General features: G+C 71.9%; 21 protein-coding genes and 2 CRISPR repeat arrays. Of the genes, 8 read left to right on the forward strand and 13 right to left on the reverse strand.

Annotated elements, in window-relative coordinates:
* Positions 1-58 precede the first annotated feature (58 nt).
* The 3 genes from HS99_RS03930 to HS99_RS03935 form a co-directional block, all read right to left on the reverse strand.
* Positions 59-1,399 carry a hypothetical protein gene (locus HS99_RS03930; RefSeq protein ID WP_211295893.1) on the reverse strand — a complete coding sequence of 447 codons (1,341 nt, stop codon included), beginning with the start codon at positions 1,397-1,399 and terminating at the stop codon, positions 59-61.
* 550 nt (positions 1,400-1,949) lie between these two features.
* Positions 1,950-2,234: a hypothetical protein gene (locus HS99_RS43910; protein WP_030557309.1), complete on the reverse strand. Its 285-nt coding sequence runs from the start codon at positions 2,232-2,234 to the stop codon at positions 1,950-1,952.
* Entirely contained in the window at positions 2,231-3,448 is a 1,218-nt protein-coding gene (locus tag HS99_RS03935) for an MFS transporter (RefSeq protein ID WP_030557311.1), read from the reverse strand. The genes HS99_RS43910 and HS99_RS03935 overlap by 4 nt, the downstream gene beginning before the upstream one ends.
* 121 nt (positions 3,449-3,569) lie before the next feature.
* Here HS99_RS03935 and HS99_RS03940 point away from each other — a divergent pair, with 121 nt between their 5' ends.
* Entirely contained in the window at positions 3,570-4,574 is a 1,005-nt protein-coding gene (locus HS99_RS03940) for a DUF5937 family protein (RefSeq protein ID WP_050366108.1), read from the forward strand.
* A gap of 1,407 nt (positions 4,575-5,981) precedes the next feature.
* On the forward strand, positions 5,982-6,845 hold the full coding sequence (locus HS99_RS03945; protein WP_030557314.1) for a replication-relaxation family protein: 864 nt from the start codon (positions 5,982-5,984) through the stop codon (positions 6,843-6,845).
* A 297-nt stretch (positions 6,846-7,142) separates the two neighbouring features.
* On the opposite strand, the gene HS99_RS03950 is transcribed toward HS99_RS03945, so the two are convergent.
* From HS99_RS03950 to HS99_RS45740, 4 genes are all read right to left on the reverse strand, one after another.
* A complete protein-coding gene (locus HS99_RS03950; protein WP_050366113.1) occupies positions 7,143-8,519 on the reverse strand; it encodes an AbiJ-related protein in 1,377 nt (458 codons plus the stop codon).
* Positions 8,520-8,580: 61 nt separating this feature from the next.
* Positions 8,581-9,258, reverse strand: a complete 678-nt coding sequence (locus HS99_RS03955) for a ribonuclease FAU-1 family protein (protein ID WP_050366109.1) — start codon at positions 9,256-9,258, stop codon at positions 8,581-8,583.
* Positions 9,255-9,461 carry a hypothetical protein gene (locus HS99_RS43915; RefSeq protein WP_141763650.1) on the reverse strand — a complete coding sequence of 69 codons (207 nt, stop codon included), beginning with the start codon at positions 9,459-9,461 and terminating at the stop codon, positions 9,255-9,257. Before HS99_RS43915 ends, HS99_RS03955 begins: the two co-directional genes overlap by 4 nt.
* 371 nt (positions 9,462-9,832) lie before the next feature.
* Positions 9,833-11,059 carry a hypothetical protein gene (locus tag HS99_RS45740; RefSeq protein ID WP_050366110.1) on the reverse strand — a complete coding sequence of 409 codons (1,227 nt, stop codon included), beginning with the start codon at positions 11,057-11,059 and terminating at the stop codon, positions 9,833-9,835.
* Between the two features lie 530 nt (positions 11,060-11,589).
* Here HS99_RS45740 and HS99_RS03970 point away from each other — a divergent pair.
* Positions 11,590-12,018 (forward strand): hypothetical protein, encoded by a 429-nt coding sequence (locus HS99_RS03970; protein WP_050366111.1) that lies wholly within the window; start codon positions 11,590-11,592, stop codon positions 12,016-12,018.
* Positions 12,019-12,133: 115 nt separating this feature from the next.
* Here HS99_RS03970 and HS99_RS03975 read toward each other — a convergent pair whose 3' ends face one another.
* A complete protein-coding gene (locus HS99_RS03975; protein WP_141763651.1) occupies positions 12,134-13,330 on the reverse strand; it encodes a hypothetical protein in 1,197 nt (398 codons plus the stop codon).
* Positions 13,331-13,971: 641 nt separating this feature from the next.
* Between HS99_RS03975 and HS99_RS03980 the strand changes: the two genes are divergently transcribed.
* The 5 genes from HS99_RS03980 to HS99_RS44575 all read left to right on the forward strand — a co-directional run bounded on the left by HS99_RS03980 (position 13,972) and on the right by HS99_RS44575 (position 16,369).
* Positions 13,972-14,484 carry a hypothetical protein gene (locus HS99_RS03980; RefSeq protein ID WP_030557324.1) on the forward strand — a complete coding sequence of 171 codons (513 nt, stop codon included), beginning with the start codon at positions 13,972-13,974 and terminating at the stop codon, positions 14,482-14,484.
* 103 nt (positions 14,485-14,587) lie between these two features.
* The gene (locus HS99_RS03985; RefSeq protein WP_030557325.1) at positions 14,588-14,971 is read left to right on the forward strand and encodes a hypothetical protein; all 384 of its coding nucleotides are present in this window, start codon (positions 14,588-14,590) and stop codon (positions 14,969-14,971) included.
* 5 nt (positions 14,972-14,976) lie between these two features.
* Positions 14,977-15,234: a hypothetical protein gene (locus HS99_RS03990; protein ID WP_046385786.1), complete on the forward strand. Its 258-nt coding sequence runs from the start codon at positions 14,977-14,979 to the stop codon at positions 15,232-15,234.
* A 458-nt stretch (positions 15,235-15,692) separates the two neighbouring features.
* Positions 15,693-15,971 carry a hypothetical protein gene (locus HS99_RS03995; protein WP_030557327.1) on the forward strand — a complete coding sequence of 93 codons (279 nt, stop codon included), beginning with the start codon at positions 15,693-15,695 and terminating at the stop codon, positions 15,969-15,971.
* Between the two features lie 44 nt (positions 15,972-16,015).
* On the forward strand, positions 16,016-16,369 hold the full coding sequence (locus HS99_RS44575; protein ID WP_030557328.1) for a hypothetical protein: 354 nt from the start codon (positions 16,016-16,018) through the stop codon (positions 16,367-16,369).
* Between the two features lie 380 nt (positions 16,370-16,749).
* Here the strand turns inward: HS99_RS44575 and HS99_RS04005 are convergent, their stop codons facing one another.
* The 5 genes from HS99_RS04005 to cas1e form a co-directional block, all read right to left on the reverse strand.
* Positions 16,750-17,613 (reverse strand): hypothetical protein, encoded by an 864-nt coding sequence (locus HS99_RS04005; protein ID WP_050366221.1) that lies wholly within the window; start codon positions 17,611-17,613, stop codon positions 16,750-16,752.
* A 117-nt stretch (positions 17,614-17,730) separates the two neighbouring features.
* Positions 17,731-18,096 carry a hypothetical protein gene (locus tag HS99_RS04010; RefSeq protein WP_141763652.1) on the reverse strand — a complete coding sequence of 122 codons (366 nt, stop codon included), beginning with the start codon at positions 18,094-18,096 and terminating at the stop codon, positions 17,731-17,733.
* A gap of 563 nt (positions 18,097-18,659) precedes the next feature.
* Positions 18,660-21,496: a CRISPR direct-repeat array (repeat unit 29 nt; unit sequence CGGCTGACCCCCGCTCGCGCGGGGAGGAC).
* Between the two features lie 117 nt (positions 21,497-21,613).
* Positions 21,614-21,721 (reverse strand): ATP-binding protein, encoded by a 108-nt coding sequence (locus HS99_RS46225; RefSeq protein WP_232543260.1) that lies wholly within the window; start codon positions 21,719-21,721, stop codon positions 21,614-21,616.
* Positions 21,722-21,741: 20 nt separating this feature from the next.
* Positions 21,742-22,380: direct repeats of the CRISPR family, unit length 29 nt; unit sequence CGGCTGACCCCCGCTCGCGCGGGGAGGAC.
* A gap of 21 nt (positions 22,381-22,401) precedes the next feature.
* Positions 22,402-22,722: a type I-E CRISPR-associated endoribonuclease Cas2e gene (gene cas2e, locus HS99_RS40615; protein ID WP_078938611.1), complete on the reverse strand. Its 321-nt coding sequence runs from the start codon at positions 22,720-22,722 to the stop codon at positions 22,402-22,404.
* 28 nt (positions 22,723-22,750) lie between these two features.
* Entirely contained in the window at positions 22,751-23,674 is a 924-nt protein-coding gene (cas1e, locus tag HS99_RS04020; RefSeq protein WP_046385785.1) for a type I-E CRISPR-associated endonuclease Cas1e, read from the reverse strand.
* Between the last annotated feature and the right edge of the window lie 55 nt (positions 23,675-23,729).

Consider the following 23,729-nt stretch of genomic DNA (forward strand, 5'->3'; position numbering starts at 1 on the left):
GGGTGATCGGTCGAGACCGTAGGTGTCGCAAGGTGTCTTGGCATAGGGCGCTTGGCCGTCACCGCGAGCATGCCGAGCCCCAGCAGGCGTCGACGATGTCGCCCGTCCCCTGGGTGTAGGTCGCGGCGAGGCCTGCAACTCGGGGGCCGGTCTGCTGGCGGCCGTGGTTCGGCGCATCGGATGTGATCACCCACACGGGAGTGTCGGCGTCCCAGCGTGCGGCCTTACGGCGCCCACTGTCGTCGTCGCCGACGGTCCCCGCACTCACTCGCAGCGAGTCCAGTGGGACACCGAACTCGGCAGCGGTGCGCAGCTTGAGGTCGTCGACGTTCACGTCGGCGGTCTGGATGGTGGACATGTGGTCGCCCTTGCGCCGCGGTGGTGTGGGGGGCTGGTCGGCGTTGCACTGTTTGGCGTTGCGCAGGCAGTCGGCGAGACCGGGCACCGTGGTCAGGCAGGCGTCGGGGTTGTTCTTCAGGCAGGCGTGGAGCTTTTTCTGGTCAACGCCGTTGAGCATGGTCGGCTGTTCGATTGCGGGAGCCATCAGGATGCGTGACGTGATCGGCGCGATGGGAGCAGGTGCGGCCAGTGGTTTGCCGACATTCCAGGAGACCGTCCCGGGCGGGGACGGCAACGGCTGTGTATTGGGCTCTTGCTGGGCGGTGAAGCAGTACGGCGCGGTGTGAGGGGTGCCGCTGGGGCTGGGGTCGCCACACTTACCAAGGCCGAGCTGGGTGGCGGTGTTGGCGGGAGCGAACCGGCCCCAGACCTTGTTCTCGTCCATCCACAGTGCTCGGTCCTCGAAGACCGGCACGTCGACGTGCTCGGGGTGGTTGACCTCCAAGCCGACATCGATCCGGTTTCCCTCTGAGGCTCGGGGCACGGGTTTTTGCCCGGTTGTCGTGCCGACCGAGTTGAAGTCGTAGAACACATCCCACTGGTCGCCGTTGTCCTGGCGCTGGAGGAGGTAGCTGTGGTTCCTGCCATCCGCCTGGTCCGGGCCGACACCAATATTGATGGCCGTCTCCCGACCGCCGCCCTGGCTTGGCACTTCCTCCCAGTGTGGTGCGTAACTGGCGCTCTGGGAGCCGGTCTTCTGCGCGTAGAGGCCTATTCGCACTGTGGCGAACGACGAGATGTCCGGAGTGACGGTCAGATAGTTGGCCGCCGCGACCATGATGTTGGGGTCGTTGCTGGAATCGAAGGTGATCGGCAGGTTCCGCCAGGTAGCGAACGCGCCTTTGATCGGCTGGCCTGCGTTGGCGCAGAGCATCGCCCACTGGGTGATCCTCGCGCTGTACATCCCGGTGCAGTCCTGCGTCGGCGCCTTCGCTGATGCGGCGGGTGCTGCTGACAGCACCGCCGCGACGGCGCTGGTCCATACTCCGGCTGCCGTCAAGGCACGCCTGGTTCGTGTCACGGGTCCCCTCCAAGTCCTCGGACAGTGGAACGGACACTAACAGTCATGTCACGGTCAACTTTGCGTATATCAGTCGCGATGACGGATTTCCGGCCAGAGTCCGGAGACGAGGCACATCACTGCTGGACACCCCCACGCAGCAGCACGGCAAGCACATACACTCCGTGAATCCGCAGTCTGGACGTATCGCATGCGCCCCCAAGCAACCGGTCCATTAGCAGAAGCCGCCGAGGCTTCCGGCGCCGTCGGCCGGCTGTCACCACAGTCCTCATCGATTCCACGCTGGTCCGAACTGGCCTGATTGCAACGCACACAACATGGGCCATGTCTTACGCGGCCGGACAGCCTCGGGGGTCCGGCGGGCCTGGTGGGCGGCCTCGCGCGCGCGGCAATCGCCGGGAGCGGCACCGGGGCACCTACGGCAGGACCGGGCTGGACGGCTTGGTCGAGGCCGGGTCTGGCGCCCAGGCGGACCACGGGGTGGTGGCGAACTGGCCGGAGCAGTCCTAGAGGAGGCCGAGTTCATCAATCAGCTCCCCGCCGAAGCCGGATCATCCTGCAGTGCGGGGAGCACCCAGCCGGGCGCGCTGCCGCCGAGGATAAAGGCGAGCGCGGTCTCGTTGACGGCCATCGCGTGCTGCGCACCGGAGCGGCCTGCACCCCGCGCCGTGGAGCCCATCTCCGAGCGGACCATCCCGAGCACGGCGGCGGCCGCGTCCAGCCCGGCCCCGCCCTCCAGCCGCCACGTCCCGGTCCCGGGTGTTGCCGTCCGAGGCGACCAGGAGGAGGTGGACCGCGCGGACGCCCTTGTCACGGCGTCGGTCTGAGTACCCGCACCAGCAGCGCCGTGCAGAGCAGGGAGGCCGCCGCCGCCACAGCAATACCCGCCGACGGCCGGGCCAGCTCGGCGACGGCGCCGGTCAGGCCAGCGGCGATGCCCTGGCAGGACATCAGGCCGGAGGCCGCCAGCCCGAAAGCCTGACCGCGTGACTCGACGGGGACGACGTCGACGAACGATTCCTGGAGGCACAGGCTGTAGCCGAAGCCGATACTGGCCAGCGCCGCCAGCCCGGCGGCCGCGGCGATGCCCGGCTGGGCGGCGAAGAGCAGGTACGGGGCGCCCAGCAGCACGGACAGCGGCAGTGCCCAGCGGTTGCGCCGGCGCCGGGTGGCGAAACGGCCGACGAGGGTGTCACCGATCAGCATGCCCAGCGCCGCGGCGGTGAGCAGCGCGCCGACGGCCCGGGGGCTGCCGATCTCGTCCGCGTACGAGATCATGGTCGCTTCCGCGCCGACGATCCAGCACGCGGGCAGGCACAGTGCCAGCAGCAGGCGGCGCACCCGGACGTCCGCCCACAGCGCCCGGTTGACCGTCCAGGTCGTGGAGAGGGCCCGTGCCGGGGTGATGGCGGATCCGCCCGCCCCTCGCGGCGGGCGGGTCCGCAGGCCCAGGCGGAGCACCGCGGCGGACAGCAGGGCGCCGCCGCAGACCACCCAGAGTGTGACGACCGGCCCGAGCAGTGCGAGCAGGGCGCCGCCCACGGCGAAGCCGCAGATCTGCGCGGCGCCGACCGTGACGTTCATCAGGGACTGGGCCAGCACGAACCGGCGCTCGCCCATGAGTTCCGGGAGCAGGGCTGTCTTCATGGCGGCGGGCACGGGGTCGAACAGGCCGTACAGCGTGCTCAGGGCCAGGACTCCGGGCACCGGCAGCACGTCGAGGGCCAGCACGGCCGCTCCGGCTGCTCGGGCCGCGTCCCAGGCGGCCATGGTCAGCCGGGGCGGGAGCCGGTCTGCCAAGGAGAGCAGGGCGGCGCTGCCGAACACCTGCGGCAGCAGTCCCGCCACGTAGGCGATGCCGGACAGCAGGGGGGAGCCGCTGCGGTTGTAGACGAGCGCGGACAGGGCGAGGGCCTTCATGACCTCGCCCAGGTTGAGCAGCGCGTGGGCCGCCCACAGCACGCGGAAGTCCCGTTCCCGGAACACCTCCCGGTATCCCGGGGGCCGGGTGTCGTCGCTGACGAGCATGGTGTTTCTCCTGGGGCGGGGGGACGGCTCGGCGGCGGTTCTCCGACGGCCGGGAGACAGCACGATGGCCAGGCGCGGACGGCGCCCACTAGGGTTTCGTCCACAGGCGAAAGGTCGTGTCGTGACGCTGCGCATCGAGGTGGGGGCCGGGGACCTCGGGGCCAGTCGTTTCGCGATATCCCCGATCACCCAGGTCGTGGCGGCCCTGCTGGTCCTGTCCGGCCGGATCTCCTCGTGGACGGCGCGTCCGTGGGTGGAGCGCAACCGGGGGCGTCTGCGGGCGATGTGTGATGCCGAGCCGGACCTGGGGGCCTTGGTGTCCGTCCTGCGTGTCCGCGGCTACAACCCGGACTTCATCGCACCGCCTCCCCGGGGCAGCGCCTCGACGTTCATTCAGGACCTGGCCGCGGTACGGGAGACGCCGGCCGCGCGGGCCCATCAGGAGGTGATGCGGGTCTTCGAAGGGCGCGAGCTGCCCGACGGGGTGGCCCGCATCTTCGACTCGCCCGACCCCGTGGGCCGCTTCACGCGTGTCCTCGGCCTGGCCTGGGAGGAGTTCGTGGCCCCGGACTGGGACCGGATGCGCGCCATCTTGCAGCGTGACCTCGCCCACCGCGCCGACCGGCTGATCGCCGAGGGCTGGGACGGCGTGCTCGGCGAGCTGGCCCCCACGGTCCGGTGGCGCACCCATGCCTCCGGTGCCGTCATCGAGGTCTCCGGCATGCCGGACGAGGAACGGGTCCTGCGCCGGGGCGGCGTCCTGTACCTGCCCAACCTTTTCGACGCCCTGTGGGTATGTCTGGACGAACCCTGGCGCAACGCCGTGGTCTACCCGGCTGGTGGGGCCGCCGCCCTGTGGCCGGTGGCCGCCTCGCACCATCCGGCCGCTGATCACCTGGTCCCGCTGATCGGCCGGTCCAGGGCTCTGATCCTCGCCACCATGGACGGGCCGGTCACCACCACGCAGCTCACCCGCGCCCTGCGCATGAGCCTCGGCGCAGTCGGCGACCACCTGTCCGTGCTCCGGAAGTCCGGTCTGGTCGAGGGCACCCGGACGGGCCGCGCCGTCGTCTACCGGCGCACCGGGCTGGGCGACGCGTTGATCGCGGGGCCCTCCACGGGCTGAGATAGCCAAGGGATTGGCCGCCGATACGCCGAAGATATGCGTGCGTCGATTCGCGGCGACGTCGGCCGGGGCCATGGTGGAGCGGTCGACCTCGACCATCAGCACCGGCACCCCGATCTGAGGGGCCTGCCACACCCCGTCCGGGCGCACCTTGCGCCTGCCGCCCGGCAGACCGAACTCGGTCTCGGTCGACCAGGACCGCACCGTGCCGACCTCGCCCGCCGCCCCGGGCGCGCTGCCGCCCAGGACGAACGCGGCGATCGTCTCGTTGACCGCCATCGCGTGCCGGGCACGGGAGCAGCCGGCGCCCCGGGCGGTGCCGCCCGTCTCCGAGCGGACCATCCCGAGCACGGCCGCGGCCGCGTCCAGCCCGGCCGCGCCCTCCAGCCGCCACGTCCCGGTCCCGGGTGTTGCCGTCGGAGGCGACCAGGCCGTGCAGCGCGAGATCGCGCAACGCCTGCCGGATCACGGTGTTCGACGCCTCCCCGGGGCGCAGCAGTCGCTGGAGCTGGTCGGCGGTGGCGACCTTGAGGACGCCGAGCGCAGCGAGGACGTCGGCGCGCAGCGCGGTGGTCGAGCCGTTGGGATTGGCGGCGCCGCGCCGGTACGCGGTGCGGCCCGGCCGGGACGGCGGGGCCGGTTCGACAGCGTCGCCCTGGCCGTCGTTGTTGTCGTGCGGCTCGGCGGGGCGCTGAGGGGTGTTCACAGGCTTCTCCCAAGGGTGGTGGTCACTGGTTGCCTCTTCGGGATATCCCGCTCCCCTGACAGCCGTCAGCCCCGTTTCCTCCTCACCCACCACCAGGCCCTCCCGGGCCCGCGCGCCGTCGCCGATCCGCCCTATCCGCGAGCGGCCGGCACCAGCCGGATACGAGAAAGAGAAAGCCCGCCGCAGGCGCAAAACCCGAACCGACCAACCGACAACTACAACAGCAACAACAGGGAAAGCAGAATGACGGGAGAAGAGGGTTGTCGGAATCCCGTCCGGGGGCTGATCCGGGCCCTGAGCTGCCGGTTTTCCCGATTCCGGCGCGCAAGGGCCGGTAGGGGGTTCGGAGGGGGAAACGGCAGGGGCTACGGAAGCGCGCCGGTCAAACTCACCGGGCTCACCAAGGTATCGGTGAGTTTCCTTGATGGTCCATCAAGGAAACTCACCGGCACCTTGATGGTCATCACCGCAGGTCAGGGGCGCGCCTCCAAGGCTGGCCACCAAGGTTGGAAAGGACCGGATAACGGACCCGTTACCGGACCGGTGAGAAGACCGGTTAGAACGCGGGATACCTTGGTAGCGGGAGTTATGCAATCGTTATAAAAAGTTGCTCTTTCGCCAAGAAATCCGGTGAGAAACGCGGTGTTTCATTCCCCGAGCACGGGACGGCCCCGTGCACAAAACCCGCGAGGAGCACTTTCGTGAACGGGGATCTGGAGACCGACCACGACGTCCTGGTGACGCTCGCCCGCTTCACGCTGGCCACCGCCGAGCAGCTCCACCAGCTGCACGGCGGGCAGGCCGGCCTCAAGCAGACCCAGAAGCGCATGGCCCGCCTGCACGAGGAGGGCCTGGCCGAGTTCGTCACCCTGCCGCAGGCCGGCCGCGCGAAGGCCTGGCACCTCACCGGCCAAGGGGCGGCCACCGCCGCGACCTTCCCCGAGGCCCGCCGCCCGGGCCACCAGGCTGCGCCCGCCGAGCAGGCCGCCCTGCGCTACGGGCGCGGCCACCTGCTCGACCTCGGCCGGGTGCACACCGCGTTCGTCGCCGACGCCCGCGCCCGCGGCGAGGGCTGCGGACCGCTCGACCTCATCCCCGCCCCCGAGCACCCCGCCGGTCCGACCGGAGAGGTGTACCGGCCCGCCGCCGAGATCGCCTACACCGCGACCACCACCGGCGGCCGGCGGCGGCTACGGGCGTTCGTCGAGCTCCACCGCCCCGGCGGGGGCACCGAGCACACCGTGGAGCAGCTGGCGGCCTGCGCCTCGCTGTGGGAGCAGCCGGGCGCCGGAGGTTCGGGCCGGGCGTGGGAGCGGCGGTGGAGGGCGTTCCCGAGCGTGCTGGTGGTCCTGGCCGGCACCCCGGCCGCCGCCATCGATGCGGCGGTGGCGGACCTGCGCCTGGCGGCCGAGGAACGGCCGGCCGTCGCCGAGCTGCTCGCCGCCGTCCCCACCGGCGCGGCCCGCCTCGAGGACCTGGTCCAGCACGGACCCGCCGCCCCGGTGTGGCACCCGCTCGGCACCGAAGGCCAGCGCCCGTGCGGCTGGACCCAGCTGCAGCCCTGATCAGCGTCGGATACCTTGATGCCCCCGCGAACGCTCCGGTGGGGCATCAAGGTATTCGACCCACCATCACCAATGCTTTGACCTGGGACGTTATCCAGCCGTGACCAGGCCGCCAAGGTATCCAATCCATACCTTGGTGGCCCATCAAGGTATGGATCCGCACCCCGGGAGGACCATCAAGGTGGGCGGCCGAGCCATGGGGAGGCCATCAAGGGATCGCCCCGCCACGCTGGAACAGTCATCAAGGTCCAAGCAGGCAGCCCAGGCGGGCTGCACCAGGCGGGTCGGGCGCAGTGGTCAGGTTTGCGGGGCGGATGGGATGTCCACGTCGTAGCGGTCGAAGAGGTCCGCGAAGAAGCCCTGCAGGAGCGGGCGGGCCCGGTCGGGATCGCTCAGCTCGGTGGAGCCGAAGCGGAAGACTTCATAGCCCCTGAGTTTCAAATCGCGGTCTCCGCTCACGGTGTCCGCGTACGCTTTGCCGTCCGCGTAGTGGTGGCGGCCGTCCACCTCGAGAACCAGGCGCCGGCCGCCCGGCAGGAGCATGAGGAAGTCCATCCGGTGGCGCAGTAGCGCCTCGACACCGCGCTTCTTGACGGTCTTGTGGTCCCAGTGCAGCCAGACTTCCGGGAGCAGGGCGGGCAGGTGCCGGACGTGGGGGCCGTGGATGTGGTGGTAGAGGCGGAAGAGGTGGACCTGCGGGGAGTCCTTCTCGTCCGGCAGGCACGCCAGCAGGCGGTTGTAGAGGGCCATCTTGGCGGCCTCTACATCGGTGGTGCCGGTGGCGTCCTGCCACCACTGCTGCAGGTCGCACCAGCGGACGCCCTCCGGGCCGATCGGCCGGTCGTAGTAGAGGACCTGGTCAAGACCCTGGAGGACCTCGATGTCGTTGTCGACGGCGCTGCGGAAGCGGATGTCGGGCTTGGTGGACGAGGCGAAGATCAGGTTCTTCGGGCTGCGTCCGAGTCCCGAGCCCGTGTGGACGAGCTGGAAGTACGGGTAACCATCCCTAAGATCGGTCTGCACCAGGCGGGCGCCAGCCTGTCCCAGCAGAGCGTTGATCGCCTCAACGATTCGGTCCTGCGTCGGCACATCCGGGACGGTGGCCGGGGCGACCAGGCCCTCGAGGAAGCGGCCGAACCGCGCGTGCCCGGCCTCGAACGCGCCCAGCTGCTCAAACAGTTCCTCGGTGGACCAGTCGCCGGGGTTGCGGAAGACATGTTGGTCGATCAGGGCTCGCAGGCCGTTCGGCGACGGCCCCATGAACGCCTCGAACGGCTCCTCCAGAACCCACCACTGCTCCAGCAGCCGCATGAAGCGGTCCGGCCGATAGACCAACGTGAGGATGTCGACCGAGCGAGCAAGGTCACGACGTACCCGCCCGGGTATCTCCACCACCGGCCTTGCCGCCCACAGCGCGTCTTCGAGAGCGACCCGGTCCGCCCGGCCGAGGAACACACGATCTGAGCCGAGGAGTCGCTGCGTAACCCCGGCGAGACTCTCTTCCTGGAGGTCTGCCAGGCACGCGTCCAACCGCTTGCTCTTCGACCCCTCTGCGGGCAGCGGCGGTAGTCCGAGCTGCGGGCACAACTCGTCAAGCTCCCGGTGAGTGTGGGAACCGAGTCCCTGGACAACTTTCTCCACAAGCTGACGCAGCCCCACCAGATCCACCGTCACAGCGTGAGTCTGACAGACACCACCGACACCCAAGCCGGAGAAGGCCAGCATCCGGCGCCGTCTACCGGACAAACTGGCCAGCTCCGTTTGGCAGGACGGGCAGCGGCCACGCAGGGTCCGGCTTCCAGACGGGCCATGGCTCGGCGAACGGGCCGGCCCGGTCCTGGAGGAGGCCGAGGGCACGCTCGCGGGCCTGCTCGACCGCTCGGTGGTCGGCGTCGGTGATGAAGCCCAGGCGGCGGCCGTGCGCGTACTCGTCCTCGTCCTTCCACGTCGCCGAGGACAGATCGGGCTCCACCACCAGGTCGACGAGCAGATCGAGGGTGTCGATCCCGATCCGCGTCCGGACCGCCGGCTTCTCGAAGTTCACGTACAGGCGCAGCGGCTCGCCGGCCGGGGTCTGGAAGTGGTGCAGGGAGAACCACTCGCCGGTCGTGTCGAAGCGGGAGCGCAGGACGGTGTGCCGCCAGGCCCACGGCTCCAGCTCCCAGGTGCCGGCCGCGAGGTTGGCCAGGCCGTCCTTGCGGGAGGTGTCGTCGCCGGTGCGCAGCGCCGTGGTCCAGGTGGTCGGGGCGAGGGCGCTGATCCCGGGCCAGTAGCCGATCTCAAGCAGGGTGCCGGTGTCGGAGATCGCCCGGTGGGGCTGGGCGGACCACACCCTGCCGAGGTGGATGTCGCGGCGCACCACCGTCACACCGGGGACGAACGGTACGTCGGTGCCCCGGGCGGCGGGGGTCACGGCTGGCCCCAGGTCGTGCAGGCGGGCTCGTGCCAGGTGGTGCGCACGACCATGCCGCCCGGGGAGATGTGCTCGGTGGACCAGGTCTGGCAGCACCCGCCGCCGGTCCGGGGCGGGGCTGGCGGCCGCGCGGCACAGACCGGAGCAGCAGCGGGCACGGCCGGACGGCGGCGACGGCGGCGGGGCCGGGTGGGAGTCGTCATGCCGAAGGCTCTGCCCAGCGCGCCGCCGCGCCGAACCCGGCCGCCACCCGAACGGACCACGCCAGGGCGAAACTCACCGCCCCTGACCTGCGATGGACGTTTCCGTCCCGGGATGCCCGGGCCCAGGGCGGGCAAACTCACCGGCGGCCCCGGGGCGAAACTCACCAGCCCGGGGCGAAACTCCCCAGTGCAGGTCACAGCTGCCAGGCCGGGTGCAACGCGCGCGAAGTGCAACACGCGCTGCCCATGGGCCCGGATCAGCACAGCGGGTGTTTTCGCAGGTCAGGGGTGCAACACGGCGGCCGGGCGATCCGGCGCGTTGCAGTCGTGTTGCACCCTCGCGTTGCAGTGCTGGCCGAACTGCCGGGGGGTCAGGAGCGGCGCCACCAGGAGCCGGTGTTCTTCGCCCTGGCCGCTTGGGCGGCCGCGACTGCAGCCGCTTCGGCGGCGAGCTGGGCCCGTTTCCGGTCGGACTCCTCCCGCTGGCAGGACGCGCACACCGTCTCGCCCCAGCGTGCCCGGTCCCACTCCGCGTCGGTGAGCTTCGCCTCGCAGCGGGTGCAGGCCGGTCGGCTCGCCTCCCGCTCGGCCTGGTCGCGGGCGCGGCGGGCGGCGGCCGCGGCCTGGCGCTCGATGGCGAGGAGCCGGTCGCCGTCCGGGTTGTCCAGCGCGGCGGTGAGGGTGTGCCAGCCGGCCCGGCCGAAGCGCCGCCACACCAGCGCGTCGGCGCCGTGGGCGTCGAGCAGCTGCAGCGTGGTGGCGACCACCGGCAGCGCCTGGTGGTAGTTGCCGGCCGACACCCCCGCGAACGGGTACGGGCGCGGGCTCCAGTAGGCGGCGGAGCCGGCCTCCACCGCGTCGAGGCGGCGCAGCAGCCGCTGGTGGTCGCGTTCGGCCTTGGCGGCCTTCTGCTCGGGGGTGAGGGGCTTGGTGCCGGGGCGGTCGCGTTTGCGGCCGGGGGTGAGGACCAGGGCGACGGGCGGGTAGCCCTCGTGACGGGTGGGCGGGTAGACGGTGCGCCAGTGCCGGTGGGCGTGGACGGCGGCCCCATCGTGCCGGGCGGCCTTCGCTCGCGCCTTGTCGGCGCCCTTGGCGAGCAGCTCGCACCAGGCGGTGTAGGAGGCGAGCTTCTCCACCAGTTGGCCGACCGTCTCGTTGTCCCGGTCGACCTCGACCAGGAGCACCGGCACCTTCGCGCCGGGGTCGCGCAGCACGAGGTCGGCATAGCGGGCCGGGCGGCCGGGCACCGCGTGGCGGACCTCGGTGGTGAGGGTCAGCGGCGATCCATGGCCGGCCCGGGCCAGGTGCCCGGCGGTGGCGACGACGTCCAGGGCGTGCTCGTCGTAGCCGGCCCTCTCCTGCTCGCGGACGGTGGACAGCTTCGTCCCGCGGGGCAGGAATCCGGCGGCTTCCTTGTGGCCGGCCTTGGTAAGGCACCAGAGCTTACGGCCGCGGGCCCAGCCGTCCGGGCGCGCCTTGCCCGCGTCCTGAAGGTCGAGCAGCGCGTCGCGCGTCGCCTTGTCGCAGGCCTGGCCGGGCAGCGCCAAATTTCGGAGCTCACGGCCGGTGGCGCGCTGGAACAGGACGAGCGCCACCATGACGTTCCTCCTGGCCGCAACCGTCGCACGCTGCCTGCGCCTGCGGCTTCCAGGAGCAGCGGTAGAAGGGTTGTCGCCACGCCGGCGACCCCTTGTCCGCAGCTGCTGGCCTGCCGAAACGGGCCCCCCGTTCGACGGGGCGGTGGAGGTGCCGGTGGAGGTGCCGTGCGGGCCCTTGGCCCGGCCGGTCGAGGCCTTCGCCGGTTCACCCGGCAGGTGGCCGGCGGCCGGGTCGGCGTCGTCCGGATCGGGCGCAGCGAGCGAGGTGGTGGTCATCGGGTTGGCCTTCCGTCAGCAGGAAGCCGGAACCGGCGCGGTGGCTGGCCCGGCACCCGGGCTGGCCGCCCGGGTGCCGCCGACACTGCACACCGCCCCCTTGACCGCGGTCTGACCGCACCTCTTGTCCGACCCCTTGACCAGCACGTTGTCCTGCCCGATTCGCCCCGGTCAGGCCCCTTGTCCTCCCGGAATGTCCGTGATCCGGATCACCGTAAGGCGATAGGTCGCGAGCCCGCTGCGATCCTGACGTCATGACGATTGAGCGGCATGCCGCTGAAGCGGCGACCCGGTTCCGAAGAGCCCTGGAGACGTCGAGCGAGGAGACCCGGCTGATCGGGCTGCGTGAGTTCCCGCACGGTGCCTGCCTGGACGCCTCGCTGCTGCTTGCCGAGTACCTGGAGGACTGCGGTCTGGGGACGTGGGAGTGCGTGGCGGGGGAGCGCCCCTTCAGACCGGCGCTACCGCAGAGCCACGCCTGGCTGGAGCAGGATGGCTTGATCCTGGACATCACTGCCGACCAGTTCGACGACGCGCCGAGGCAGGCCGTGTGGGTCACCCGCGACCCCAGTTGGCACCAGCAGTTCGGCGATCCCGAGCCGCGCGCGCGGCTGTGGCGACCGCAGGATGAAGAGCTTCTCGACGCCTACGACGAACTCCGGGCGATTGCCGACGGCCGATAGGAGCGCTCGGCCAGCGCGGTGCGGCGCGCGGTCCACGCCGTGCCGGCAGGTTGTCGGCGGGCTGGTCGCCGCCGTCGCCGGGGGTCGGGGTGAGGCGCCGGTAGGGCGGCGCGGGTCAGAGGTTCTGCAGGTACGCGGTGTGGACGGTGAACGCGGCCTGCTCGGGGGTGTCGTGGAGCATCGCTTCCTGGGTGTGGACGTCGCCGATGAAGTAGCCCTCGTACACCGCCACCCAGCGGTCGCCGATGCCGGTCAGGCCGCGCTCCACCCAGCCGATCTGGTGGCCCTCGCCCGTCACGAGGTAGACATCCGGATTGACCGTCCAGCCAGCCAGCGCCCACCAGTCGCCGAACCGCCCCGCATCGAGGGCGACGCGCACGTCGCTTGGGGGCAGGCGGCGGTGCATCGGGTCGGCCGGGACGGGGACCTCGGTGGGCTGCTGCGGCGTGGCCGGGGTGGGCTGAGCGGGTGTGGGCCGGGGTGCGGTCTGCTGCTGGGCGAGGCGCTGGTCGACGAGCCCGCGCAGCCGCTCGCCGTCGGGCAGGGTTTCGCCCCGGGGAGCAACGGGCGCCGCGGTGGCCGGCTGCGCGACCGGCCGTGTTTCCCCCCGAGGAGGAACCGGCGCCGAGGAGGCCTGCGGCCGGGCCGGGACGGGGTCGGTGGGCGAGGGAGTTTCGCCCCGGGGCGCGACCGGCGCGGGCCGGTCCGCAGGGCCGGGGCCGCCGGTCGCCGGCGCCGGTCTGGGGGTGGCCGCAGGCCTCGCCGACGCCGGTACGCCCGTGCTCGCGGGGGTGTCGGACAAGGCCGCGGTTTCGCCCCGAGGTGAAACGATGGGCTCCGGTCCGCTCTCGCCGGAGGTGGAGGTCTGGGTGGGGTGGGCGCTCAGAATCCGCTCGGCGAGCTCGCGGTGCCGCGCGGTCAGGCCGTCGGCGGCACGGAGGACCTCCTCCAGGGCTTGGCGGGCAAGGGCTCCGTCACCCTCGCGCTCCGCGCGCTCCAGCTGGAGGAGGAAGCGCTCGCCGTGGCGGCGCAGCTCCTCGCCGAGTTCCAGCAGCTCGGCGGCCGGGCCGTCGGCGGGCAGGTCGGCGAGGGGCGGAGTTTCGCCCCGGGGGTTTTCGGGGGCCGCGGTGAGCACCTGCTCCCGCTTCTCCTTCTCCCGGGCGCGGTCCGCCTTCGACGAGCACGCCTTCGAGCAGTACTTCCTCGGGCGGCCCGTGGCGCTCGGCTCCATCTCCTTGCCGCACACCGTGCAGGTCGGCGCGCCGAACAGCATCGACTCGGCCATCGACTTCTGCCCCGGGGAGAAACTCATGATCGGGATGCTAGTCCGGCGCTGCGCCGCCTTTCGCCCCGGGGTGAAACGCCACGCCCCGGCGGGCAGCAGCAGCCCGTCGCAGCAGCGCATCACCGGTTGCGCAGCGCTGCGCAACCGTCCTTTCGCAAGCGCATCCGATGCTGCAACCGGCCGTTGCGCATGCGCAGCGGGCCCGATCGTTGTTGCAACAACCGGCCCTGCCGGCGGCGTCGGCGGCAGGGCCGCCGGGCCATGCCCGAGGCCTGCGACGGGGCGGGTGCGATCCCGTTCGCACCTGTGGTGACCTGCGGTGGGGAGTTTGCGTCGCACCCAATGGGCGGCGAACTCACCGGTCCTTGCGCGCCCGGGGCCGGGCGGCTGCGACGCCGGTCGCACCGTCGCAGGCCGGTCGCTTGCGCAGCCAGCGGCCGGTCGCAGTCGCACTCCGTTCACCCGCGCGGGCCGTCGCAGTCACAGCCCCGGCGTGCAGCAAGGGTGACCTTGCTGCACCCTGCTGCCCCATGCCGCGGGCCGAGCAGCGAGGTAGCAAGGGCTGCCTTGCTACCTCGCTGCTGCTCCGTGCAGCGGCGGTGGAGGCGGCTGGCTGCTGCACCCGGTGCTGCCCGTGACCGACAGTGCAGCGGGGCGGTTGCACGGGCATGACGACCTCTCCGCTGTCCCGGCTGCCGAGCCCCTTCCCGGCCGAGGCCGAGCACCAGGCTGCCGAGCACGACGACCAGGCGCTCGATGCCGACCAGCTGGCCGCGCTCCACCGGGCACGCGACACCGGGGAGGCAGCGGCCGCATGGGTGCGCTCTCTCGCCAGCCGCCAGGCAAACGAGCCCCACGCCCTGGTCCTGGAGCGTGCGGCCGAGGCGATCGAACGGGCCAGCCACCAGGAAGTGATCCCCGGCGGCGACGGCGAGCTGACCGAGGAGCTGCGTTACTCGCTCGCCGCAGACGTGCTGCTCGGCGCCACCCACACCGCCACTCTGCCCGACCTCGCGCCGGGCGAGCGGATCCCGCTGGTCGCCGTGTGCGCGCTCGCGGCCGCCATGCCGTCCTGCGTGCTCGGCGACCTGCCGCGCGAGCTCACCCTGCTCGCCGACGAACTGGACGCCGCCACCACCGCCGGCCGCGCCGCCACCACGGCCACCGGTTCCGCCGGGTGAGCACGACCAGGCGCCGGGCGCTCGGGCCCGGCGCCGCCCGGGTGCTGACCGACACCGTCCGGGCACCCCGCACTCCGCCGCCGTCGACACCGCCCTGCACACCGTGCTGGAGGAGTTCGAGCAGACCGCCGAGCCGTGGCGGGAGGCCTTCGAGGACCTGGACGAAGATGTCCTCGCCGAGACCGCCGCCGAGGCGCGCTCCTTCGGTGCCGACCCGGCCGCCGCCGTCGATGAGCTGGTGCGCGCCCTGCTCGGTCAGCTCGACCACTGGCAGCAGGCCATCGGCGAGGTCGGGCGCGCGCTCACCGCGGCCGCGCAGGAGAGGCCGCTGCCCGAGTGGGCCGCCGACGCCGGCCGCACCGAGGACGTCCGCTGGCGCCGGGCCCGCCAGGCGCTACTGGAGGCCATCGCCCGCCACCACCACGGCACCCTTCCCGCCGGACGACCGGCCGTGGTGATCACCGGTGCCCGCCGCGCGGGAGAATGAGCCGGGTGACCAGCACCCAGCCCCTGCCCCGCGGCATCAGCGCCCTGATCCCGAACGCCCACGCCCAGGCGACACCCGGCGAACTCGCGGCCGCCCAGCTCCTCCACCTGCGATCGGCGACCGTCCCAGTGCCGGTCCTCGCCGCGGCCGCCGCGCTGATCGCCGCGCAGCTGGAAGACCCGGACCCTGCCACCCGCGAAGCCGCAGTCGCCGTCCACGCCCGCCTGCTCGCCGCCATCGAGGACGCCGAACCCGGCCGGTAGCCGGCCACGGTCCCAGCCCTGTCCCAGCGCCTTCGCCCAGCGCTCCCACCAGGCAGAACAGGGTGGGACAGTCCCAGATCCGTCCCAGCAAAACGCCCGAAACGGAAACCCTGAGACACGGGAGAAAAGGGTTGGGGCAGCCTGTCCCATTCCCGGAGTCGTGCGGTGCGAGGTGCAGCCCGGCCGGTCCCGGGGAAGCAGGGGGGTGTTCCCCGGGACCGGCCGGTGGGAGGTCAGCAGCGCCGGGGGGCCGGGGCGCAGCTGCTCTGCTCGGCGCCCGGTGATGCTGTGGCGGGGCCGCCGTGCCGGGAATGTTAGGCCTCGGACGCCGGGGTGAGAAGTGTTCTGACCTGGGATTTTTCGGCCGCGAACATGCCATCCGCAGAGCATGGCTCCACCAGTGCACCGAGTACGTCAAAGGGGGTGTGCTCCGGCGGCCGGTGCGCCACGATGACGCGATGGACGACACCCAGGCGATCGTCGACTTCCTGCGCGACAACTACCGCCACCACATCGAGACCCGCGAAAGCATCCACAACGCGGTGATCACCGGCCGCATCCCCGCCTTCGACGGCGACCGCCGCAAACACGCCGACATCACCCTTCAGTCCGTGCACGAGGCCCAGTCGATGCTGGAGCTGTTCGAGACCACCATCGTGGCCCACCTCGGCACCGCCGGTCCCATGGGCGCGATCGCCGAGCAGCAGCTGCGCATCCTCGCCCGGCCGTTCCTGTAGCCCCGGCCGACGCGTTCCCCAGGCCGACCGCGTGGCGCCGCCACGTGAGCGTCGGCCGCGACGCGATCACCCAGCAGCGCGCCGCCCAGCCCGGTATTGGTGCGCTCGCCCTCGAGGTCGTACCGGCCTACCTCTCCGACCGCCAGGCCGAGGACAGTGGTCTCGCCCGCCTCGCGAACGACATCGGCATCACCACCGAGGAGATCCTTGCCTGCCGCCGCTACGCGATGTCCGGGGACGTCCGGGCCGGTCAGATCTGCCGGTCCGGGTCGGAGAAGGTCAGGCCGCCGGCCGCAAGCGGACGCCGGGCCGGTGCGGGCGCGGCCGCGCTCTCGCTGAGCGGCTGGCGGAAGTCGGCGCCCTGCTCGACCGGCAGCAGCCGGCGCCCGCTGGACTGAGCGGGCACGGGGGCGTCGACGGCGGACTCGGAGAAGCGCAGGGAGAGCCTGCGGCGGTCTGTCATGTTATGGAGGTCGTTCATCCTGTCCGTTTGTCCGCTCTGAGGCCGCCACCATCACTCCTCTCGGCTGCCCGCAGGCCCGCACCACGATCGGCGCGGGCCTGCCTTCCTCTCTCCTCATTCACTCAGCGTGATCTTTGTCTGAGCTACATGAGTGTTCGGGGTGGGCAGGGGGCCCGATGGGATCGGTGCCCGGGGTGTTCATCCCTGACGCCGCTTTCCGTCGAAAGGCTTTGACTGCCTGGATGCTTAGGGCGACCAGCGCGGTGGCGGCCAGGGATCCGGCGCACTCGGAGCCGGCCGACAGCAGGAACTCTGTCACTGGGCAGCACCGTTCAGGGCCGGGGTCCACAAGCCGGTCGGTCCATCCGCGCGCTGGCCGTCTTGTCGTCGCAGTTCCTGGACTGCGCGGCGGACCTTGCGGCGGACCTTCTCTCCGTCCTTATCCGGGTGAGTGCTGCCGGTCAACTCTGCGGCCTCGGTCCAACTGGCCACGCCGGGCTGGCCCAGGGCGAGGACGACGGCCTGCTCAGTCGGCGCGAGACGGTCCAGGAGACCGACAAGGCGGCGGTCACCAGGGATCTGGTCGAGTACCCGGTCGTCCGGCAGGGTGCGGTCTGCCAGCAGGTCCCGCAGGGTCGCGCCCTCGTAGACCGGGGTCTCCAGCAATGCAATCCGACGGCCACGATGGGTCCGCCGCCAGAGCGGGGCCAGCTGGGAGTGAACGACCCGGGCTTCCGACCGCAGCAGGTGTACGGCCGCCGGAGCGCTGACACCTTCGTTGTGGATCAGAGATCCGGTCCACTCGCCGAGCAACGCGGTAGACACCGCCTCCCGCCACTGCTCGTCCTCCCCGAGCCCGAGAAACTGTGCGCCAAGTGCAGGCGCAAGAGTGTCGTCGCCTTCCAGGAACACTTGGCGGGCCAGCAGCGCGGCGAGAACGGTGGCCTCCGTACTCCCGGCCCATTCCGGGGCTCGCCCAAGCGCGTCGAGGACTTCGGAAGGAGCGAGCCGAGCTTCAGCGAGAGCTTCAAGGCCATAGGGCGGCGTCTCATCGGCGCTGCAGACGGCCACCTCGTAGGTCATCGCCAAGCGGACGAACGGCTTGCCATCCGAGCCGTACTCCATCGACTCCGACAGCTGTACGTCCGTAATGCCAGCGTGGACGCGGTGGTCATACAACGTGAGACCTCCCAGTGGAGAAAGGGTTTCTACCTCTTGGGAGCGGCACGGGCCTCTTCCGGCAACAAATCTCGCCCTAGGTGGTGTGATCTGTGACACACATGGCGTTTGTGCTGGTCAAGCGGTGGTCATCGGACGCCGACGGGCGGTTCGGCTGCACAGGTCGCTGAACCCGCTCTTGGACACGACAGTCAACGCGGTCACCGCCGCCAGCCGCACGGCGCCGTCCAGCACCGCAGGCGTGACCTGCTCGGCGACAACCTGCAGCACGCCGATCCGCGCGATGCCGTCGACCAGCGGCAGCCACGCCGACAGCGGCCGGCGGCGCGACAGTCGCAGCGACATCGTCCGGTACGCCCACCCGGCCACCGTGCCCTCGATCGCCAGCGCCCCACCGCCACCGCCATCACCCCCGCCCGGGCGGGGCAGCGGCACCAGCTCATCCTCCTGCACATCCGCCAGATAGACGGTCGCCGACGCCATCCCCATCCGGCGGGCCGGGCCGCACCGGTCAGATCTGGCGGTCCGGGTCGGAGAAGGTCAGGCCACCGGGCGAGAGGCGGCGGCGGGCCGGGACGGGGACGGCAACGGTCCCGCCGGGCGGCTGGCGGAAGTCGGCGCCCTGCTCGACCGGCGCCGTTGGACTGCATCATCAGGCCCTCGGAGAGCTTCAGGAACGCCGCCGACACCTTCCGGTTCAGCCGGCGCGACACCTCGCCGGGCAGCGCTTCCTCGTCCAGCCCCTCCAGGGCGTCCAGGGTCTCCTTCGTCAGCGCGCCAGCCTTCGCCCTCGCCGTCTGCGCGGGCCCGTCGGTGTCCACCTGCCGCAGCAGGGTGCGGTAGTTGCCGACCAGCACCTCGACGATTCCCTGCTGTTGGCGGCGGATCTCCTCCAGCTCGTCGCGGGCCCGGCGCACCTTGCTGGCCACCCGCTTGCAGAGCATCGTGGTCAGGTCGTCGCGCACCCGCATCCTGGCCTTGTGGAGCAGGCAGGCCCCCTCGCGCGGGGAGGACTCCCTCCGCGCGTTTTCTGCGCGGACTCGGAGCGGCTGACCCCAGCTCGCGCGGGGAGGACCTGGCGGCGGTCAACGAACTATTGACCCTGGCCGGCTGACCCCCGCTCGCGCGGGGAGGACGACTTGATGGCGTCGACCAGCGACCCGATGATCGGCTGACCCCCGCTCGCGCGGGGAGGACCGCGTGGTGCAGATGCTGCTGAGCGGGGAAGGCGGCTGACCCCCGCTCGCGCGGGGAGGACTCGTGCCAGGCGTCGGGGGTGTACTCGTCGAACGGCTGACCCCCGCTCGCGCGGGGAGGACTTCTTTAAGGGCGGGGCCGCAGCACGTCAGGCCGGCTGACCCCCGCTCGCGCGGGGAGGACCCGGCCTCCGGCGACACCGGCCTCCTGCTCGGCGGCTGACCCCCGCTCGCGCGGGGAGGACCACCGGGACGTGCCTCGGATTCGGATATCTGGCGGCTGACCCCCGCTCGCGCGGGGAGGACTGCTTGCGCATCTCCCGGGCCAGGCTCTCCGGCGGCTGACCCCCGCTCGCGCGGGGAGGACCCCATTCGCGAACTCCTGCTCGACGTCATCAGCGGCTGACCCCCGCTCGCGCGGGGAGGACAGATGATGTTCAACTCGCGGTCCATGCTGATCCGGCTGACCCCCACTCGCGCGGGGAGGACGCCCCCTCGGACCCGGAGGCCGCCCACGCGGCCGGCTGACCCCCGCTCGCGCGGGGAGGACGAACACGTGCAGGCGCGGGCAGGTGTCCCAGCCGGCTGACCCCCGCTCGCGCGGGGAGGACGAGCGGGAACTCCTGGGGATCAGTCCGGGGGGCGGCTGACCCCCGCTCGCGCGGGGAGGACCGCTGGGAAGACGAGGGCGTCGTCTACTCCACCGGCTGACCCCCGCTCGCGCGGGGAGGACATCCTCGCGACCCGTCCCCCAAGGCGCCGGGCGGCTGACCCCCGCTCGCGCGGGGAGGACGAAAAGTGGGTGCATGGTGCACCGGATTGCGACGGCTGACCCCCGCTCGCGCGGGGAGGACCGACATGGCCATATGTCACCTCCGCAAGATCGCGGCTGACCCCCGCTCGCGCGGGGAGGACGCGCGGTCTCGGGTCTGGACGCTGGTGGCCCACGGCTGACCCCCGCTCGCGCGGGGAGGACGGCACCGTCCTCATGGGCACCGCCTCCGCCGACGGCTGACCCCCGCTCGCGCGGGGAGGACCGGGCATCCGAGGAGTCACCGGCGAACGCGTTCGGCTGACCCCCGCTCGCGCGGGGAGGACAAGTTCCTGCTCGGTCAGGGCGCTGCCGTCGCCGGCTGACCCCCGCTCGCGCGGGGAGGACAGGGGGTAGCGCATGAGTCATTTATGGCCTACCGGCTGACCCCCGCTCGCGCGGGGAGGACCGGGCGTCGGTGGAGTCGCCCGCCAAAGCCGACGGCTGACCCCCGCTCGCGCGGGGAGGACGATTTGGAGAGCGGGAAGGTGGCGTAAAGCCGCGGCTGACCCCCGCTCGCGCGGGGAGGACGCGCCGCCGGCAATCTGCTGCGCTGTACCGGGCGGCTGACCCCCGCTCGCGCGGGGAGGACCTTCTTGTCCACCCAGTTCGTGAAGTTCGAGACGGCTGACCCCCGCTCGCGCGGGGAGGACCTCTTTATGCCCAGCACTAGTGGTGTTATCACCGGCTGACCCCCGCTCGCGCGGGGAGGACCGAAGGATCCGGCGGAGTGGACCCGGGCTCTGCGGCTGACCCCCGCTCGCGCGGGGAGGACTCGAGCTGGTCGGCGTTCTTCTCGGCGTGGGCCGGCTGACCCCCGCTCGCGCGGGGAGGACGCGCCCTCCTCGTGTCGACGGGGGACTAGGGACGGCTGACCCCCGCTCGCGCGGGGAGGACGCCACCGGCACGCGCGCGGCGGCCCGGGCCGCCGGCTGACCCCCGCTCGCGCGGGGAGGACCGGTCGGTGCCGATGATGTCCCTGATGCGCTTCGGCTGACCCCCGCTCGCGCGGGGAGGACGCAGCCCTCACGCGCGCGCGCCGTGCGCGCGCCGGCTGACCCCCGCTCGCGCGGGGAGGACCAGGGCCGGTCGTGGATCTTGAGACGCAGGGGCGGCTGACCCCCGCTCGCGCGGGGAGGACCAGAACGTGAACTTCGCGAGCGGGTGGGCCAACGGCTGACCCCCGCTCGCGCGGGGAGGACTTTTCCGCCTCGATGGCGAGGTCGGTGGCGGTCGGCTGACCCCCGCTCGCGCGGGGAGGACACGACCTGCACCTCCCACTTCGGGACGCCGTCCGGCTGACCCCCGCTCGCGCGGGGAGGACATTCCGAGTGCGAACGACGCACGTTCCTGCCACGGCTGACCCCCGCTCGCGCGGGGAGGACCGCGACGACGTCGGTGACGGCAAGCCCTCGCCCGGCTGACCCCCGCTCGCGCGGGGAGGACCGCGCCGCAGCAGCCATCTGGGCCTGCAGCTGCGGCTGACCCCCGCTCGCGCGGGGAGGACGCGGGCCTTGGCCTCTTCCTCGCGGGCGTCCTCGGCTGACCCCCGCTCGCGCGGGGAGGACGTGAGTGGTTTCATGAGGCGCCTTCCGGGTGGTCTGGCTGACCCCCGCTCGCGCGGGGAGGACGCCGACGGCCTGGTCCTCGCCTTCAACCCGACCGGCTGACCCCCGCTCGCGCGGGGAGGACTCTTCCGTCCCTCCGTCCTTCCCTGACCGTGACGGCTGACCCCCGCTCGCGCGGGGAGGACCCGACCGAGCGTCAGATCGCCCGCGCCCGTTCCGGCTGACCCCCGCTCGCGCGGGGAGGACTACGACGAGGCCCGCGCCAACGGCCGCCAGGTCGGCTGACCCCCGCTCGCGCGGGGAGGACGGCGCCAGCCGGTGCGCCTGGGGCGGCGCAGCTGGCTGACTGTCGGCAACGGCTCAAAACGGGCCGGTTCCAGCGGTTCAGTTGTGGGCCATCCGTTGGTCTCGTTGGATGGTGTGCGTCAGTCGTTGTCGTCGGTGGGGACGCGTCCGAGTTCGCGTCCTCGCATGCGGTAGGACTCGCCCTTGAGGGAGTGGACCTCGGCGTGGTGGACGAGTCGGTCGATCATCGCGGCGGCGACGGTCTCGTCGGCTGACCCCCGCTCGCGCGGGGAGGACGACTCCCCCGCCTCACATGCCGTAGGCGTGGACGGCTGACCCCCGCTCGCGCGGGGAGGACCAAGCACCTAGCGCCTAGACACCGCCAGAGTACGGCTGACCCCCGCTCGCGCGGGGAGGACACGAGGTACTCGGTGCGGCCGCCGCCGAGGATCGGCTGACCCCCGCTCGCGCGGGGAGGACGACTCCCCCGCCTCGCACGCCGTGGGCGTTGACGGCTGACCCCCGCTCGCGCGGGGAGGACCAGCACGGCCTGCCCGCCGCGGCCGGTCTCGGCGGCTGACCCCCGCTCGCGCGGGGAGGACACGCTGGTGATGCCGGAGACGTTGAGGACGCCCGGCTGACCCCCGCTCGCGCGGGGAGGACACCCGGGAAGACCTGGCGAACGCGGCCGGAACCGGCTGACCCCCGCTCGCGCGGGGAGGACGAGGTCGATCACGTCCGCGACGTACGCCCCGTCGGCTGACCCCCGCTCGCGCGGGGAGGACGTCCAGCCGTGGGCGGCGTAGACGTTGAGCAACGGCTGACCCCCGCTCGCGCGGGGAGGACCAGCTCGCGACTGCGGTAACGGAGGGGGCGCACGGCTGACCCCCGCTCGCGCGGGGAGGACCCTTTCCGACCTGCAATGTTTCTAGGGGTTTGCGATTTCTTGACCTTGGTGGTGATGCCGGCGGGTCATCGCCACCAGTGTGAGCCCGTCGAAGTCGACGGGCTTTCGTCGCTGCTCACCCGCTGTGCGAAGCACGAAGCCTTGCTCGTTGGATGCCGGGTGGACCAGTACAGCCACTCCGCTACCGATGCATTCACTAACGGCGTGCCAGAGTTCGTCGCGGACCTTCGCGGAGATGGTGCCGACGTACAGCTGAGGGGTGACCTCGAGGAGCCAGCGGGTCAGGGCTCCTCGAACGTGATCAGGGACAGCGGTTGCGGACAGGACGGTCATTGTTGCCATGACTGTCCAGCGGACTGCAGGGAGGCGGTCAAAGGGTCTGCTCCGTCGAGTAGTTCACGCCGCCCGGCAGCACTCCTGAGACGGGATCCCAGAGGTCCACGAGCTGTTCCTCGGGGTCAGGCGTGGCCATCTGCTGTTCTGGTGCGAGCAAGCGCTGGATGTCGGCGACGATGCGCGGTAGGAGCCGGAACAGCTGCAGGCCATCGCGAAAGCCGCGCCGGGCCTCGGCCTCCGGATACGGCGACGAGTGGAGAGAGAAGGCCAGCGGGATGGTGAGTTCGGCCTTGTAGAGATCGGCGATGTCGTAGACGAAGGCCTGCTGGTTGCCGCTGTGGATGAATCCGAGCGCAGGGGAGCAGCCGAGCGCGAGGATGGCAGCGTGGACGATGCCGTAGAGGCACGTGTTCGCGGAGGAAAGAGCAAGGTTGACGGGGTCCTGGGTGTCCCACGACTTGGGGTCGTAGTTGCGGCGGAAGCGACCGATGCGGTGTTGCTGGGCGAGCAGACGGTAGAGGGCCTTGACCCGGTCGCCTTCGAAGCCGCGGAGCTGGGCGAAGTTGCTGCCCGCGGGAGCGGTGCCGCGGCCGAATCGCTGCTCATACATGGCGGTGGCGACGGCCAGGCGGCTGGTGTCATCGGCCCACACCCGGACTTGGCGTTCCAGCCATACCGTGGTGAGGGAGTCGGGGAGGACAGCGGCGTAGCACCGGACGCCGCCGGCTCCGGCGATGACGACGGTGGTGCCGTGGCGGGCGAGGGTGGCGAGGGCTCTGGCGGTGATGGAGGTGCCGGGGCCCAGGAGGACACAGCCAAGGGCGGCGGTAGGGAGGTAGACGGTTTCGGTTCCGCGGTCGACGCTGGTGATTTCGGCGCAGACGCCGGTGTCGTCCTGGACGACGCGGACGATGTCGAGATAGAGGAAGGAGAGGGAGTCGGCGATGCGCGGAAGCATGGCGACGGTGGGAGCCGCCAGGCTCCGGCGGGCGGCTCCCGGAGCGGGACGGCGT

It is taken from the genome of Kitasatospora aureofaciens (assembly GCF_001188955.3).
GTDB lineage: Bacteria > Actinomycetota > Actinomycetes > Streptomycetales > Streptomycetaceae > Kitasatospora > Kitasatospora aureofaciens.

Bases quoted from the DNA above. Each gene is read 5' to 3' on its own strand.
- HS99_RS03995 (WP_030557327.1), top strand. From the start codon at position 15,693: ATGGACGACACCCAGGCGATCGTCGACTTCCTGCGCGACAACTACCGC.
- HS99_RS03935 (WP_030557311.1), bottom strand. From the start codon at position 3,448: ATGCTCGTCAGCGACGACACCCGGCCCCCGGGATACCGGGAGGTGTTC.
- cas2e (WP_078938611.1), bottom strand. From the start codon at position 22,722: ATGGCAACAATGACCGTCCTGTCCGCAACCGCTGTCCCTGATCACGTT.
- HS99_RS45740 (WP_050366110.1), bottom strand. From the start codon at position 11,059: ATGGTGGCGCTCGTCCTGTTCCAGCGCGCCACCGGCCGTGAGCTCCGA.
- HS99_RS03975 (WP_141763651.1), bottom strand. From the start codon at position 13,330: ATGAGTTTCTCCCCGGGGCAGAAGTCGATGGCCGAGTCGATGCTGTTC.
- HS99_RS04010 (WP_141763652.1), bottom strand. From the start codon at position 18,096: ATGGCGTCGGCGACCGTCTATCTGGCGGATGTGCAGGAGGATGAGCTG.
- HS99_RS46225 (WP_232543260.1), bottom strand. From the start codon at position 21,721: ATGATCGACCGACTCGTCCACCACGCCGAGGTCCACTCCCTCAAGGGC.
- HS99_RS43915 (WP_141763650.1), bottom strand. From the start codon at position 9,461: ATGACGACTCCCACCCGGCCCCGCCGCCGTCGCCGCCGTCCGGCCGTG.
- cas1e (WP_046385785.1), bottom strand. From the start codon at position 23,674: ATGCTTCCGCGCATCGCCGACTCCCTCTCCTTCCTCTATCTCGACATC.
- HS99_RS03970 (WP_050366111.1), top strand. From the start codon at position 11,590: ATGACGATTGAGCGGCATGCCGCTGAAGCGGCGACCCGGTTCCGAAGA.
- HS99_RS03980 (WP_030557324.1), top strand. From the start codon at position 13,972: ATGACGACCTCTCCGCTGTCCCGGCTGCCGAGCCCCTTCCCGGCCGAG.